The 16,465-nt window shown below is 65.0% G+C and carries 8 protein-coding genes and 1 pseudogene; 7 read left to right on the top strand and 2 right to left on the bottom strand.

The features are described from left to right. Positions 1 to 5: 5 nt before the first annotated feature. The 3 genes from nusG (at position 6) to rplA (ending at position 2,172) form a co-directional block, all read left to right on the top strand. Positions 6 to 848, top strand: a complete 843-nt coding sequence (nusG, locus tag H3T90_RS04125; RefSeq protein WP_198229686.1) for a transcription termination/antitermination protein NusG — start codon at positions 6 to 8, stop codon at positions 846 to 848. A gap of 138 nt (positions 849 to 986) precedes the next feature. Then, positions 987 to 1,418, top strand: coding sequence for a 50S ribosomal protein L11 (gene rplK / locus H3T90_RS04120; RefSeq protein ID WP_015022451.1), 432 nt, complete (start codon positions 987 to 989; stop codon positions 1,416 to 1,418). A 64-nt stretch (positions 1,419 to 1,482) separates the two neighbouring features. Beyond that, positions 1,483 to 2,172, top strand: coding sequence for a 50S ribosomal protein L1 (rplA, locus tag H3T90_RS04115; protein WP_046323363.1), 690 nt, complete (start codon positions 1,483 to 1,485; stop codon positions 2,170 to 2,172). 90 nt (positions 2,173 to 2,262) lie between these two features. On the opposite strand, the gene H3T90_RS04110 is transcribed toward rplA, so the two are convergent. After that, a complete protein-coding gene (locus H3T90_RS04110; RefSeq protein ID WP_198229685.1) occupies positions 2,263 to 3,495 on the bottom strand; it encodes a PucR family transcriptional regulator in 1,233 nt (410 codons plus the stop codon). Then, positions 3,492 to 5,384 (bottom strand): DUF6020 family protein, encoded by a 1,893-nt coding sequence (locus H3T90_RS04105; RefSeq protein WP_198229684.1) that lies wholly within the window; start codon positions 5,382 to 5,384, stop codon positions 3,492 to 3,494. The genes H3T90_RS04110 and H3T90_RS04105 overlap by 4 nt, the downstream gene beginning before the upstream one ends. A gap of 177 nt (positions 5,385 to 5,561) precedes the next feature. Between H3T90_RS04105 and H3T90_RS04100 the strand changes: the two genes are divergently transcribed. The 4 genes and pseudogenes from H3T90_RS04100 to H3T90_RS04085 form a co-directional block, all read left to right on the top strand. Next, positions 5,562 to 6,668, top strand: coding sequence for a biotin--[acetyl-CoA-carboxylase] ligase (locus H3T90_RS04100; RefSeq protein WP_198229683.1), 1,107 nt, complete (start codon positions 5,562 to 5,564; stop codon positions 6,666 to 6,668). Positions 6,669 to 6,732: 64 nt separating this feature from the next. Further along, positions 6,733 to 8,568: an acetyl/propionyl/methylcrotonyl-CoA carboxylase subunit alpha gene (locus tag H3T90_RS04095; protein WP_046323362.1), complete on the top strand. Its 1,836-nt coding sequence runs from the start codon at positions 6,733 to 6,735 to the stop codon at positions 8,566 to 8,568. After that, on the top strand, positions 8,565 to 10,136 hold the full coding sequence (locus tag H3T90_RS04090; protein ID WP_198229682.1) for an acyl-CoA carboxylase subunit beta: 1,572 nt from the start codon (positions 8,565 to 8,567) through the stop codon (positions 10,134 to 10,136). Before H3T90_RS04095 ends, H3T90_RS04090 begins: the two co-directional genes overlap by 4 nt. Before the next feature lie 51 nt (positions 10,137 to 10,187). After that, positions 10,188 to 16,434, top strand: a pseudogene (locus H3T90_RS04085) (fatty acid synthase subunit beta domain-containing protein); the annotation flags it as partial. Positions 16,435 to 16,465 lie beyond the last annotated feature (31 nt).

Genomic DNA, 16,465 nt, shown 5'->3' with positions numbered 1-16,465 from the left:
GATCCATGAGTGATGATCTGACCAGAGAGGGACTGGACCCCGATCAGGCAACTGAGTCGGTCCCGTCGGCATCCGTCGACGCCCCCGCGCAGGAGGATGCCCAGGTCCAGGATCAGCAGCTCGGAACCTCATCGGAGCAGGCTGAGCAGGACAAGGCATCCGCCGAATCTGCCCAGGCCAAGGACACCCAGGTAGATTCTTCTGATTCCAACGACCAGACCAACCAGGAGGATCCCGGTCAGCGTGCCGTGGACGAGTTCTCCAAGAAGCTGCGCACTCTTGAGGGCAAGTGGTACGTTCTGCACACTTACTCCGGCTACGAGAAGCGCGTCAAGGCCAACGTGGAGTCCCGCGTGGCCTCCTTCGGCTTGGAGGACAAGGTCTTCCAGGTGGAGATTCCCATGGAGGAGGTCGAAAAGCACACCGACAAGGGCAAGAAGGTCGTCACCCGCGTGCGTGTGCCCGGCTATGTGCTGATTCGCATGTGGCCAGATGAGAACGCCCGCCGCATCATCCGCGACACCGAGGGCGTCACCGGGTTCGTCGGTCCCAGCAAGGAGCCGGCTCCGCTGACCCGCAAGGAGGTCGTCCAGATGATGGCCCCCATGATCGCTTCCGAGGCCTTGAAGGCCGCTGGAGACAAACCCGAGGCTGCCAAGAAGCGCACCGTGGAGGTCTCCTACGCCGTCGGCGATCAGGTCACCGTCACTGAAGGACCCTTCGCCACCATGGCCGCCGTGGTCTCTGATGTCGAGCCCACCACGCAGAAGTTGACCGTTCTGGTCTCCATCTTTGGCAGGGACACCCCTGTAGAGCTGGGCTTCGACCAGGTCGAAAAGATCGTCTGAGCGCTGTCGGCCGGTCCCCGGTCGATGAGATAATCGTCAAGCTTGTGCTCCCTTGTGGAGCGCATTTGGAAAGAACAGGTTGCGGGAGGGGGCCTATGGTCTCCGACATCACCGCTTCGTAGAAAGAAGAACCAGCATATGGCTGCAAAGAAGAAAGTCACCGCGCTGATCAAGGTGCAGATAGAGGCCGGCAAGGCCAACCCCGCGCCCCCGCTGGGCCCCGCACTGGGTTCCCACGGCGTGAACATCATGGACTTCTGCAAGCAGTACAACGATGCCACCAAGGACAAGATGGGCCAGGTCATTCCCTGCATCATCACTGTCTACGAGGATCGTTCCTTCACCTTCATCACCAAGACCCCGCCGGCAGCCGACCTGCTGCGCAAGGCGGCCGGCGTCTCCAAGGGTGCCGGCAACCCGCTGACCACCAAGGTGGGATCCGTCACCAAGGCCCAGGTCCGCGAGATCGCCCAGACCAAGATGGAGGATCTGTCGGCCCGTGACGTCGAGGCCGGAATGAAGATCATTGAAGGTACCGCCCGATCCATGGGCATCACCGTCACCGACTGAAATTTTTGTTGTGAGCGGTAGGGCATACGCTTGCCCGCACCGCGACTGCTGATAGGAGAAGCAGATGACCAAGCGTTCCAAGAAGTACCGCGAAGCGGCCGAGAAGGTCGATCGCACCAACCTGTACACCCCCGAGGAGGGCATCGCCCTGCTCAAGAGCATGCCTAAGCGCGGGTTTGACGAGACCGTGGAGGCCGTCTACCGCCTGAACGTCGATCCCCGCAAGGCCGACCAGCTGGTCCGCGGCACCGTCAGCCTGCCCAACGGCACCGGCAAGACCGTGCGCGTCCTGGTCTTCGCCCGTGGTCCTCAGGCGACTGCAGCCGCCGAGGCCGGAGCTGACGAGGTGGGCGACGACGAGCTGGTGACCAAGGTCGCCGGCGGCTACCTGGACTTCGATGCCGTGGTGGCCACCCCCGACATGATGGGCAAGGTCGGTCGCCTGGGCCGCGTGTTGGGTCCCCGTGGCCTCATGCCCAACCCCAAGACCGGCACCGTGACCATGGATGTGGCCAAGGCGGTCACCGAGATCAAGGCCGGACGTATCGAGTTCCGTGTGGACAAGAACGGCAACCTGAGCTTCCCGGTGGGCAAGGTTTCTTTCGAGCAGCAGGCTCTGGAGGAGAACTTCCACGCGGTCGACGAGGAGATCAAGCGTCTGAAGCCGGCCACGGTCAAGGGCCGCTACATCACCAAGGCCACTGTCACCACCACCATGGGCCCGGGCGTTCCTCTGGACACCGCGGTGCTCTGAGCCAGTTCGGCTGTATACTTCCAGGGCGGGAGACCTTCGGGTTCCTGCCCTTTTTATATCTTGGTCTTACGGCAGTTGGTCCGGCACCCGTCAGTCGGTGCCCTGATGCGACCTGCGGATTCTGCCGATGATCAGGGCCGCCCGGAGGACGAAGGATTCTCGCGGGTCCATAGCATCCCAGCCAGTCACCTCCACACAGCGCCTCAGCCGGTAGCGCACGGTGTTGGGATGGATGCCTAGCTTTTTGGCGGTGACCTCCAGCGAGTTGCCCGAGCGCAGAAAGGTGAGCAGCGTGGTCGGCAGAGGCCCGTCCGGGTCCTGTCCGGCCAGGCTCATATAGACCTCTTGGTAGAGCTGATCAGCAGCGTCCGTGTCCCCGTTCAGGGCTCGTTCGGGCAGCAGGTCGTCGGCGTGCAGTGGTCTGGGTAACGCGGCAGTGATGGGGTCAGCCACTGCTGGAGCCGCCGCATGCGTGCTCAGGGCAGCTCGGATGGAGTCTTCCGCACCGGAGATTCCATGGCGGAGAGGCCCCAGGCAGACAGCTGATTCGTCGGTGAAGAACCGCAGGATGGATGCGCAGAAGTCGGCTGGAGTGCCTGACCGGTCGGGATTGATCAGGACCACCATGAGCCCCTCGCTCTCGCCCACCAGAGCCCTGCCACCTTGACGGACCACCGTGGTGTGTATGGGCTGGCGGGCGTTCTCCATGCCCTGCCCGTCATCGTTGCCCTGGGGCTCGCCGACGACAGCGAAGCAGTCGAATTCGGTCGGCCAGCCTAAACGGGCCAGATCATCCACCGTCCGTGTGTCTGCAGTTTTCTCGATCAGATGCCGAATGATCCTCGACTCCGTTACTGCCTTGCGTCCGCTCCGCGTCTCTGCCAGGTCGGCGTAGAGTTCGGCTGCTGCGGTGGCGGCTTGGCGGGTGTAGACCAGCGTGACTCGTTCCTCTTCGGCTCCCATGGTCCGGCCAGCCTCCTCAAGCATGTCCAGAATGACTTGGGTCAGCTCCATGGCTCTGTGCGGGCCCAGGCTTCGGGAGAGCTCGGCTGGTACGGGTGAGGGGACTTCGCTGTCGTCTGTGCCTTGGGTGTCAAGTCGGGACAGCAGGTCGTCCAGAGCCGTTTGAATGGCCCCCTCCAAGGTTCTGTGTCCATCAGCGGGCAAGGACCTGGTCCAGGGCAACGCCTCCTGCAGATGATCCAGTGTCTTCAGGAGAATCTGCTCCATGGCGGCATCGGAGGCAGTAGATGACCGGTAAGCTTGCTGCGCCTCGGCAGGTTCATCGTCCTTCGGTCTGGACCGCTTCGACTTGCCGATCATGTCGGCCGGTCCATCAGGTTTTCGGCGCGGGCACGGCGGCTCTGCCGGACCATATCCATGATCAGGAAGGGCACTGCCATGTCCACCGGCAGCATGTGCCGTTCGAAGTTGTTGGCCGGAGCAGTGATCATGACCCCCATGATCAGCAGGAGGGGGAACCAGCACAGGGCCCCTCGCCAGTGGCCGGCTGCCAGGCGGGCGACGATCAGCAGCAGGGCGGCCACCACCCAGAAGTTGGCCCGTGCCACCAGGCCCAGCAGGGGGGTGTCTGCCCAGGTTCTGACGAATCCGGTCACCCCATTGCGCCAGTCATGGCACCAGGCCGCCAGCCAGGAGCCCGAGTTCTGCACGTAGCCGTTGTTGAGGTAGTAGGACATGGCCACGTAGGCAGGGTCGCCGGGATCGAAGTACCCGTAGGATTCGGCCATGAATGCATCCAGGTAGATCATCGGGTTGCGCCGTCCCACCTGGAGCCAGGCCCGATTCAGCCGGGACAGCTGCTCGGGCGTGACGGTCCTCCATCGATAGACGATCAGTTTGGGCTGGTTGCCCGAGGACTTGACCCGGTCTGCCTCCCAGGGGGTGTACTGGATGGCGGCATTGTCCAGGTCCATGATGGGCTCAAGGTCGGCCCTTGCCTGGGCCGGAATCCCCTGAGGGTTGCGCTGGGCCACCCGGGCGATCTGCTGTAGCTGGATGCTGCGGCTCTCCACTGGGTCGCCCTTGATGACCGTCCCTGTGGCCATCATGGCCCCGGTCACCCCTGTGAACAGGACCAGGGGCAGCAGGAGACCTATCAGGATGGTGGCCCACTGGCGACGGTGGATGATCAGGGCCAGGACCAGCTGGGCCAGGACGATGTAAAGGCCATACTTTGCGCTGATCAGCATGGTTAGGGTGCTCAAGGCGAGGGCAAGTCGCAGTCGGGCTGCCTGGCTTGCGTACAGTGGCGAGTTCTTGTCCGCTGACTCCAGCTGGTGGCAGATGCCGAACCACCAGACGAAGGCGAAGGCGAAGAGTGGGGATTTGGTCAGGCTGAAGGTGCTGAAGACTACAAAGGGGGAGAAGAGGAAGAAGAGCATGACCAGGGTGCGGGCCAGCGCCCCGACATGTTCAGTTTCGCTGCCGCGCAGGAAGCGGTCGGCAGTGACGGCGCAGCAGAAGGCCGCGAAGATCACCTGCAGCCCCGATAGGAGCACAATGCCCGCGTCATAGGATCCGGTCAGATGGTTGGAGGCCATGATGGTCATCCCGTAAAACAGGGTCAGCACTATGTTGTGCTGATCGGTCAGGAAGGCCGGGTGACCCGGCCACAGGTAGTGGCCGATGGGGTAGACGTCCATCTGGGTGAAGGCATTGCCGCCGTAGGGGGGCTGATCGCCCTGCAGCTGGGCCAGGAAGTTGGCGCATTCCTGGGCCTGTGCATACAGGTCGGCCCCGTAGGCGGCCAGCAGGGTAAGAAAGGCCCAGGCCCAGCCCAGCAGGAGCAGACGCATGATGGGTCGCCAGCCGCTGGTTTGTCTGGTGATGAAGGCCGCATAGGCACGCATCCGTGGGCGCTGCGCCAGGGCGGTCAGCCGTTGCGGCACCCGAAGGGGTTCGCAACCCAGCAGAATTCGGCGGCAGACCAGGACCAGTGCCAGGCAGAGGACCAGGGTTCCCAGCATGATCAGCATCTGGGGCAGGCCCACCTGTGTCAGCGAACCCTGCTGCCGGTAGATGGGGCCCAGTCCAGTGCAGAAGGCAATCCAGAGGCAGGCCAGCAAGGCCAGGACAAGGCCGACGGTCCGGGATGCACGAGATCCAGGCCTCCCGGTCTGCAAGGCCGATGTCTGCACAGGTTGTTCGCCCGCCTCTCTCGCTTGCGCCCGTCCGCTGTCTGCGCTCAAAAGAACCCCTTTCGCGGGTCATGCCTGGTGTACGGCTTCCCCATTTTATCCAGTGCCTGTCCGAGGATGCGCTCTGAGCTATCCAATGGTCGCCTGTGAAAAGATACAAAAACCGGCCGTCGCTTTTGTGGGTGGTTCGCTACCGGGGCTGACCCCTTGTGCCGTATAGTGGAACGCGTGCCTCATCAGAATATCAAGTGGCAGCCTTCGGCATCGCTGGACAGTGGCGTACTCTCCTCGATCGTGGTGCTCGACACCGTCGATTCGACCAATACGCTCGTGGCTCATGCTCTGGAAGCCTCGACGTATTCGGATGCGCGCGACCGGGTCGAGCGGCTGTTTGGGGGCGGTGAATCGACAACGAGCACGGAGACCGTGAAGGGACTGGCCTCTGGCACAAGGGGAAAAGCCGAAGATACGCCTCGAAAAAACGCCCGTCAGGGTGTTTCTACGACTACACGGTACGAGGGAAGAGTCGCAAGTAGGGGTATTCGGCGATGGCCGGGCGCCGGGAAGAGCACCATGCCGCTGAGCGTAGCGGTTGCCGATGCGCAATCCCGGTGCCGCGGTCGTCTTGCCCGAACCTGGGTCAATCAGGCCCGATGCTCCCTGCTGGCCACTTGGGCCCTGCCGCTGCCCACCGGACTGCTGACTGGACCCTTTGGCGGATGGATGCCCATGGTGGCGGGGCTGGCTGCTCTGGAAGGCCTGCAGGATGTGCTTGAGTACCACGGCTGCCCGCTGGCTGACGGCGGCGACCCTGAAAGGGTCCTGACCCTCAAATGGCCCAATGATCTGTTTTGCCGCGGGGCCAAGCTGGGGGGCATCCTCTGCGAACTGGTCCGGGTGGGTCAGGACTGGTCGGCCTTGGTTGTCGGCATCGGCATCAACCTGTTCCTGCCAAGGCAGGCGCTGCCCATTGCGGAGTCCACATCCTTGCAGCTGCATTACCAGGACCTGCCCGACTATCAGACCCTTCGCGACGATCTGGTCGATGCCATCAGCTGGCACCTGAGCGGGGAGATGGCCCCCCTTGGCTTTGACGGGTCGCTGGATAGGACCTTGAACGGGCCCCAGGGTCTGCGCTCGCGGATTGCCGCGCTCAGCTGGACGCTGGGCAAGCGGGTCAGGGTTGTCCCCGTGGCCGGTGAGCCCGTGGAGGGCCGTGCTCTGGAGATCAACCCGGATGCCTCCCTGCGGGTGCAACTGTCGGATGGCGACCAGGTTGACGTATCTACGGCAGACGTGGGTGTCCTGCCTGAAGTGGCCGCTGTGGGGGCCTAATCCCCACCCTGTTCATGCTTTCCGTCAATCCAATCACTCTTGAGCAACCAGTGAGGAGAGGGGAATGAAAAAACTGCTGATCGCCAACCGCGGCGAGATAGCCCTGCGGGTTGTGCGCACAGCCCAGGAGATGGGGATCGCCACCGTAGCGGTCTATGCCGACCAGGATCGTGATGCCCCCTATGCCCAGATGGCGGACGAGGCCTACCTCTTGCCCGGGGACACCAACATGGAGACCTACCTGAACGAGGATCTGATCGTCTCCATCGCCCGCCGGGCCGGCGCTGATGCCCTTCACCCGGGATACGGCTTCCTGTCCGAGTTCTCCTCTTTCGCCCGCAAGGTGCTTGATGCGGGCATCACCTGGGTGGGGCCGGATCCAGAGGTCCTGGACGAGCTGGGCGACAAAATCACCGCCTGCAAGGTGGCCGAGCGGGCAAGGGTGCCTGTGGTGCCGGGCCTGAGCGAGCCCGTCACCGATATGCGCCCCCTGCTGGACTTCGCCGACGAGCACGGCTATCCGGTCATGATGAAGAAGGCTGACGGCGGCGGCGGCCGGGGGATAACCCTGATCAATGACAGCGACGAGCTGCGCACTTTCTACATGAACCATGACGCCCTTCAGGGCGGCGACCTGGGCGACTACTTCATCGAGAAGTTCGTGGACCGCGCCCGGCATGTGGAGACCCAGTCCGGCAGGGACAGCCACGGCCAGTTCACCGTCTATTCCACCAGGGACTGCTCGGTTCAGCGCCGCAACCAGAAGCTGGTGGAGGAGGCCCCGGCTCCCTTCCTGTCCGACGATGTGATCGCCCAGCTGGAGGGGTTCTCCCGCCGTCTGTTCGACACGGTGGGCTACGTGGGCCTGGGCACCTGCGAGTTTCTGGTCACCCCCAGGGACGACGTCTACTTCATGGAGGTCAACCCCCGGCTGCAGGTGGAGCATACGGTCAGCGAGCAGGTCTGCGGACTGGACCTGGTCCGCGAGCAGCTACGGATCGCCGACGGCGGCTCCCTGAATGTGGCGCCTCCGCCCCGAGGCCACAGCTTCGAGTTGCGCATCACCAGCGAGGACCCGGCCACCAACCTGACCCCCAGCTCAGGGACCATCGAGTCGATTCAGTGGCCCTCCGGCCCCGGCATCCGCGTGGACTCGGGTGTCGAGGTGGGCGACACGGTCTCGCCCAGGGACGACTCCATGATGGGCAAGCTGATTGTGACCGCCCAGGACCGCCCGGCCGCCGTGGCCAGGGTTCGCCGGGCCCTGCGCGAGATGAGCATCAGCGGGGTCCCCACCCCGGCCGGCCTCTTCCAGAAGATTTTCACCAACCCCGAGTTCACCGCCGAGGACGGGCACTCCTTCGATGTGTCCACCAAGTGGCTGGAACGGGTTTACCTGAATGTGGAACCTGCCTCCAACGGTAGCGGCCAGCCAGCCTCGGTCTCAGGCGCTTCCGCCCAGGAACAGGACCGGGACAGTGATCCCATGGAGACCTATAACGTGGAGATCGACGACAAGCGGGTCAGGTTGGCCCTGCCCCAGTCACTGCTGGGAGGCATGGGCGGCGTCGGCGGGCACGGCGGCATTTCGCGGCCCCGGCAGCCCTTGCGCGGACGCGGGCTGCGCGATCAGGAGCCTGGCGCACCCCGGCAGGATGCGGCCCGGTCCGGCATCATCGTGGCCACCATGCAGGCTGTGGTCACCCGCATCAACGTGGCCCCCGACCAGGAGGTGGACAAGGGCGACCTGCTGGTGGTTCTGGAGTCCATGAAGATGGAGAACTACGTCTATGCCCCGGCCAAGGGGCGTGTGAAGACCATCGATGTGTCCGTGGCACAAGGGGTGGATCCGGGCCAGACCCTGGTCACCCTGGATCTGGGCGGGGAGGAGCAGGCATGAGCGTCACCGAATCCACCTTGGGCTCCCAGCCGGTGCGCCAGGGCATCCACCGGGCCGCCGCCCTGGCCAAGCAGGCTGAGGAGCACGCCCGCGACCGTCAGCATGCCAAGGGCAAGCAGACCGCCCGGGAGCGCCTGGATCTGCTTTTCGACAAGGACACCTTCGAGGAGGTGGGCCGCTTCGCCGGCGGCGACATCGCCGGGGACCGGGCGGGCTCTGCGGTCATCACCGGCTTCGGTCTGATCTACGGGCGCAAGGTCGGCGTCTATGCCCAGGACTTCTCCGTTAGGGGCGGCACTCTGGGCCGGGCCGAGGGTGAGAAGATCTGCCGGCTCATGGACATGGCCCTGCGGATCAAGGTCCCAATCGTGGCCATGATCGACTCGGGAGGCGCCCGCATCCAGGAGGGTGTGGCTGCCCTGACCCAGTACGGACGCATCTTTCGCAAAACCTGCCAGGCCAGCGGCTTCGTCCCGCAGATTTCCCTGATCCTGGGGCCCTGTGCAGGCGGTGCCGTCTACTGCCCGGCGCTGACCGACCTGATCATCATGACCAAGGAGAACTCCGACATGTTCGTCACTGGTCCTGATGTTGTCAAGGCGGCCACCGGCGAGACCATCAGCATGGACCAGCTGGGCGGCGGCTACGTGCACAACACCCGTTCCGGCGTGGCCCACTACCTGGGTGAGGACGAGGCCGACGCCATCGACTACGCCAGGACCGTCCTGGCCTACCTGCCTGCCAACAGCGGACAGGAGCCACCCCGGTACGCTTTCATCTCCGGCCATGCCGAGCGCCAGGCCGCCAAACGCCTGGCCACGGTCATCCCCGAGAACGACCGGCAGCCCTACGACGTGCTGGATGTCATCCATGCCATCGTCGACTACGGCGAGCTGGTTCAGGTCCAGGAGCTCTACGCACGGTCCATCGTGGTGGGCTTCGCCTGCCTGGAGGGCCGGCCGGTGGGAATCGTGGCCAACCAGCCCATGGTGGACGCGGGCAGCCTGGATGTGGAGTCCTCCGAGAAGCTGGCCCGCTTCGTCCGCCTCTGCGACGCCTTCAACCTGCCGGTCATCACCCTGGTGGACACCCCTGGCTACAAGCCGGGATCGGACCAGGAGCACGCCGGCATCATCCGCCGGGGGGCCAAGGTCATCTACGCCTATGCCAACGCCCAGGTGCCCATGGTCACCATTGTGCTGCGCAAGGCCTTTGGCGGCTCCTACATCGTCATGGGCTCCAAGGCCATAGGCGCGGACCTCAACTACGCCTGGCCCTCCTCGCAGATCGCCGTGCTGGGAGCCCAGGGCGCGGTCAACATCATCCATCGGCGCGACCTGCAGGAGGCCAAGGAAGCCGGCCGGGACGTGGATGAGCTGCGCAACCGGCTGGCCCAGGAGTACGAAACCAGCACCGTCAACGCCAATCTCTCCCTGGAGATGGGCGAGCTGGACGCCATGATCGACCCCGAGCAGACCAGACCGGTCCTGGTCCAGGCCATGGACCTACTAGCAGACAAGCAACGCGTCAGGGTCAACGACAAGCACCACGGCAACCAGCCTCTGTGAACTTCCCCTCGTCATTATCAGCAATCCCCAACTCTCTATGAATAGGACATCATGACCAGTACATTCTTCATCAACCGTCTCGCTGAACAGCCGCACGCGCTTATGTTCGCCGGCCAGTCCAACCCCTGGACCGTGGCCCTGGCCGATCTGCAGGGCGATCCCGACATCGACAAGGCCCTGAAGGAGCGCATGGCGGCGGCCACCGACCTGCTCAGGGCAGTCAAGCCCGACCTGCTGGCCACCAACGGTCGTCAGCTGGATATGTTCGGCTACAGGCCCGACCCGGTCAGGCTGGGGCCGGCCGCCGACGCGGCGGTCAGCGTGCCCGGCATCGCCCTGGTGCAGCTGGGTGCCCTCATGGATATGGACCAGCTGGGCTACGACGCGGCCCAGGCCCGTCCGGTGGCCCTGCTGGGGCACTCTCAGGGCATCATCGGCGTTCACATGGTTCAGGAGATTCAGGCTGCCGGATCCCTCAAGGCCGCTCAGGGTGCCATTGACCAGATTCTGGCCACCGCCATGCTGATTGGAACGGCTGGCACTCGTCAGGCCCGTCGTCTGGGTATCCACCGCCAGGGTGAGGCCACCCCTATGCTTTCGGTGCGCGGGGCCACCCGCCATCAGGTGGAGGTTCTGGTCGACCGGGTGCTTGGCGCTCGCGGCCCCATCAGCGTGGCCGTGACCAACTCGGATCGCAACCTGGTCCTGTCCGGCTATCCGGAGGATCTGGCCGCCTTTGCCATCGAGGCGGGCAAGGAGAGCGAGCACCAGCGCCAACTGCGCGAAGACAAAGTTCGTGGTGGAACCGCCTTCTCGCCGGTTCTGGAGTACCTGGATGTGACCCTGCCCTTCCACTCCCCGCTCATGAAGGAAGCCGTGGATCTGAGCGTGGACTGGGCCTCCCATTGCGGTCTGGACACCGAGCGTGCCCAGGTTCTGGCTGAGGAGGTTCTGCTCAACCACGCCGACTGGGCCGGCCGGATCGCCGAGGTCATGGACCAGCAGGATGCCGCATCCCTCTGGTTGGTGGATCTGGGCCCGGGCGAGACCCTGGGCAAGCTGGTGGACAACCTGGTCCAGGGCACCGGTGTCGGCGTGGTCGAAGCATCCAATCAGGCCCGGCGCGCGCAGCTGTCCACCATGGAGGAGGACCCGGCCCGAACCCAGGACTGGTCCAAGCTGGCCCCCCGTCTGCTTGAGACCCCCGCCGGTCCCAGGGTGGAGACGGCCTTCAGCCGCTTGACCGGCAAGCCCCCGGTCATGCTGGCCGGCATGACCCCGACCACTGTGGAGCCTGAGATCGTGGCTGCAGCCGCCAACGCCGGTTACTGGGCCGAACTGGCCGGCGGCGGCCAGGTGACTGCCGAGGTCTTCGACCGCCATGTGTCCCAGCTGGAGGACCAGCTGCAGGAGGGTCGCACGGTCGAGTTCAACGCCATGTTCATGGACCGCTACCTGTGGAACCTCCAGTTCGGCAGCCAGCACATCGTGCCCAAGAAGCGCGCCTCCGGCACCCCCATCGACGGTGTGGTCATCTCTGCCGGCATTCCCGAGCTGGACGAGGCCGTGACCCTGATCCGTCAGCTCAACGAGGAGGGCTTCCCCTACGTGGCCTTCAAGCCCGGCACGGTGGACCAGATCCGCCAGGTCGTGGCCATCGCCCGCAAGGTCGCCCCCACCCACATTTTGATGGAGGTCGAGGGCGGGGCCGCAGGAGGCCACCACTCCTGGGAGTCCCTGGACGACCTGCTCTCGACCACCTATGCCGAGGTTCGTGCCTGCCCCAACATCGTGCTCGTGGCTGGCGGCGGCATCGGCACCCCTGAGCGGGCGGCCGACTACATCAGTGGTCAGTGGTCCCGCGCCTACAACCTGCCGGACATGCCCGTGGACGGCGTCATGATCGGCACAGCGGCCATGACCGCCAAGGAGGCTCACACCAATCCTGAGATCAAGCGGGCTCTGGTGGCCACCCCTGGCATCGACAGCTCGACTCCCGATCCGGATCCTTTCGCTCCCATGGGCGAGAAGTGGGTGCCCAGCGGCAAGTCCGTGGGAGGCGTGGGCTCCGGCCTGAGCCATCTGCACGCCGACATCTACGAGATGGAGAACTCCTCCGCCGAGTGCGGCCGCCTGCTAGTCCGGGTCATGAAGCACCCCGAGGAGCTGGAGACCCGCCGCGCAGAGATCATCGAGGCCCTGAACAAGACCGCCAAGCCCTACTTCGGCGATCTGGAGACCATGACCTACCAGGACTGGGCCCAACGTTTCGCCGACCTGGCCTACCCCTGGGCCGACGACACCTACATCGACCGCTTCCTGCACTTGCTGCGGCGGATTGAGGCCCGTGTCTGCGAGCGTCAGAGCGGCGAGTTCGACTCCATCTTCGCCTCCAGGCAGGATGTGGCCGAGCCCGAGCAGGCACTTCGCCGACTGCACGAGGCCTATCCCCAGGCAGCCGAGCTCAAGGTGGTGCCCACCGACGTGGCCTGGTTCCCCGTCCTGGTGCGCGAGTACCCCAAGCCCATGCCCTTCGTGCCGGTCATCGACAACGATCTGCTGCGCTGGTGGGGCCAGGATCAGCTCTGGCAGTCCGAGGATCCCCGCTACGGTGCCGACTCGGTCAGGGCCATCCCCGGACCCATCTCCGTGGCGGGCATTACCACGGTGGACGAGCCGGTGGCCTCCATTCTGGGACGGTTCGAACAGGCGGCTATAGACCGAGTGCGAGACCTGAGCAACGGGTCCGTCAAGGTATACAGCCAGCTGGCAGGCGCCGCTGACGCACAGGAGTTCATCCGCCGCAGCCCTAACATCTCCTGGGTGGGCCACCTGATGGCCAATCCGGCCTACGGCACGGCCATGGACGACCCCAATTACACCATCACCGCCACCGGCCAGGATGACCAGGGCGAGCACTACGATCTGGACATCCACCTGGACACCTATTGGGATGACGACCCTGACGGCGGTCTGGACCGGCATGCGGTGCGCGACATCGTCGTGCCACTGACTCTCAAGAGCGACCAGGTCGGGCTCTTCCCGGTGGTCGACCGCAGCCGCCTGCCCAAGGATGTCTACGACATGCTGGCCGACACAGCCGGCATCGGCAATACCACTATCACCGGCGACAAGCTGGAGGCCATGCCTGTCATCGAGAAGGACGATGACGACCAGGACCACCCCTTCGGTCTGGCCCACAGTGGCTACACACTGGCGGCCAACCTGGGCTTCGACCATGAGGCGGCCACCGGAGGCGCCCTGCCCGATGCGCTGATCCCCTCCGGCTTCGCTCCCGACGCTCTGGTGGGTCCGGCCTGGCCGGCCATCTACGCAGCCCTGGGATCCGTCTATGTGGATGGCTTCCCCATCATCGAGGGACTGCTCAACGCGGTCCATCTGGACCATCTGATCGAGTTGGAGGTCAGCGAGAAGCGCCTGCTGGAGCACACCGGCCAGCGGATTGAACTGACCAGCTGGGCCGAGCCCTACCAGGAGTCAGCCTCCGGTCGGGTGGTGACCATCCATGTGGTCCACGCCGCCCAGGACGGAACCGTGCTGGCCCGCGAGGTCGAGCGTTTCGCCATCCGTGGCCGCGCCTACAGCGACCAGCTGCCCCAGGAGGCTCCCGAATATGGCGGCATCCGAGCCGACACAGTGGACACACCCCGCAGGCTGTTGCGTCGCGTCACCGTCACCGCCCCCAAGGACATGACCGCTTTCGCACGCACTTCCGGTGACTTCAATCCCATCCACACGTCTAAGCGAGGAGCGGCGGTCTCCGGTCTGTCTGCGCCGCTGGTGCACGGCATGTGGCTGTCGGCCACCGCCCAGTACGCGGCCCAGGCCACTGACGAGCAGGGCGTCCACTACGAGATCGCCGGATGGACCTACAACATGTACGGCATGGTCCAGCTGGGCGACAAGGTGGAGATCAGCCTGGAGCGTGTGGGCAAGGTTCGCCATGGCGGCCTGGTCCTGGAGGTCACCTGCAGGATCGACGGCCAGCTGGTCTCCCGCGGCACGGCCATCGCCCGCGCCCCACGGACCGCCTACGTCTATCCCGGCCAGGGGATCCAGCAACAGGGCATGGTCCTGGACGAGCGGGCCAAGTCTCCGGCCGCACGCGAGACCTGGGAACGTGCCGATGCCCTGACCCGCAGCAAGCTGGGGTTCTCCATCCTGGCCGTGGTGCGTGACAACCCGCATACCCTTACAGCCAAGGGGGTCACCTACCACCATCCTGAGGGTCTGCTCAACCTGACCCAGTTCACCCAGGTGGCCCTGGCCACCGTGGCCTTCGCCCAGACCGCCCGCCTGCGCGAGTCAGGCATGGACATCTGGCCCGCCTACTTCGCCGGCCACTCCCTGGGCGAGTACAACGCCCTGAGCTCCTTCGCCGGGGTCATGTCCCTGGAGACGGTTCTGGAGCTGGTCTTCCACCGTGGATCCACCATGCACTCCCTGATCGAACGTGACGAGCAGGGGCGCAGCAACTATCGGATGGGTGCCCTGCGTCCCAACCAGTTCGGCGTGGGCGACTCCGGCGTCAAGCAGTATGTGGAGTCCGTGTCCAAGGAGTGCGGCGAATTCCTGGAGATCGTCAACTACAACCTGGCTGGCCAGCAGTATGCCGTGGCCGGGACCATCGCCGGTCTGGAGTATCTGCGAGCCGACGCTAACCGCCGGGCCAAGGAGGCGGGCGGCAAGCCGGCCTTCATGTATGTGCCAGGCATCGACGTACCCTTCCACTCCACCCTGCTGCGCAAGGGGGTACCCGAGTTCCGCGATACCCTGGACGCCCTGCTGCCCGAGCACATTGACTACTCCCGCCTGGAGGGCCGCTACATACCCAACCTGGTTGCACGGCCCTTCCAGATGACCAAGGAGTTCGCGGCCTCCATCCTGGAGGTGGTTCCTTCCGAACGCATCAAGCAGGCTCTGGACGATCCGCAGGTTTGGGACCAGTATGCGGCTGACGACCAGAAGCTGGGTCGTCTGCTGCTGACTGAGCTGCTCTCCTGGCAGTTTGCCTCTCCTGTGCGCTGGATCGAGACCCAGGCGATCATGTTCGACGCCCCTGAACAGGGCGGCCTGGGCGTGGAGCAGCTGATTGAGGTGGGGCTGGGCCATTCACCCACCCTGGCCAACCTGGGCACCAAGACCCTGAAGCTGCCTGACTTCCGCGAGCGTCACGTGAGCGTCTACAACCTGGGCAGGGACGAGAGCCGGGTCTATCTGACCGATACCGATCCCATGGCCACAGTGGAGGAGGAGCCCGCAGCTCCGGCCCAGGATTCCAGCCCTGAACCTGCTCAGGCTGCTGCGCCCGCCCCGGCATCGAATCCGGCTCCAGCTTCGGCTCCTGCCCCTGCGGCAGCCGAGGATTCAGCTCCTGCTCCTGCCCCTGCCCCGGCGACCGGCGGTCCGTCGGGTGCCGAGGTGGCCGACCTGCCCTTCAAGGCCTCGGACGCCATCGCCGTCCTGCTGGCCTACTCCACCAAGATCCGCCCCGAGCAGATCGGGCAGACCGACACCACCGACACCCTGACCAACGGCGTCTCCTCCAGGCGCAACCAGCTGCTGATGGACATCAGCTCGGAGCTGGGTGTGGCCAGCGTGGATGGTGCAGCCGAGGCCAGCATGACCGATCTGAGCGCCTTGGTGAACAAGGTGGCTCCTAACTATCGGCCCTTTGGCCCGGTGCTCTCCGACATCGTGCGTGAGCGCATCCGCGACCTTTTCGGCCCCTCCGGCCTCAAGCTGCAGCAGGTTGAACAGCGGGTCTCCGATGTCTGGCAGCTGGGTGCAGGCTGGGTTTCGGCCACCGTGGCCAGTCTGGTCCTGGACACCCGTGAGGGTGCCTCCTCGCGTGGCGGTGATCTGGCGCTCCTGCCCACTGAAGCCGTCTCCACAGTGCCTGCGGCCAACGCGCTGATTGACCAGGCCGTTCAGCAGGTGGCCCAGCGTCACGGTGTCACGGTCTCCATGCCCTCTGCAGGTGGTGCCGCTGGCGGTGCCGTGGTCGACTCCGCTGCCCTGGATGCCTTCGCAGCCCAGGTGACCGGCTCTGAGGGTGTGCTGGCCTCCACTGCCCGCTTCCTCCTGGACAAACTGGGGCTTAAGCCTCCGACCGTCCAGCCTGGCGAGAATGAGGATGTAGCCGTTGTGGCCGCCGTCAATGCCGAGCTGGGCAGCGACTGGCCCGAGCAGGTGGCACCACGGTTCGAGGCCTCGCGCGCCGTCCTCTTCGACGACCGCTGGGCCAGCGCTCGAGAGGATCTGGCTCACATCTACCACGAGCATGATGATGACCGCAGTCGCCTGAG

Origin of the sequence: Bifidobacterium polysaccharolyticum, assembly GCF_016101585.1 — a bacterium.
Taxonomy (GTDB): domain Bacteria; phylum Actinomycetota; class Actinomycetes; order Actinomycetales; family Bifidobacteriaceae; genus Bombiscardovia; species Bombiscardovia polysaccharolytica.
This window is presented reverse-complemented; position numbering and strand designations above follow the sequence as displayed.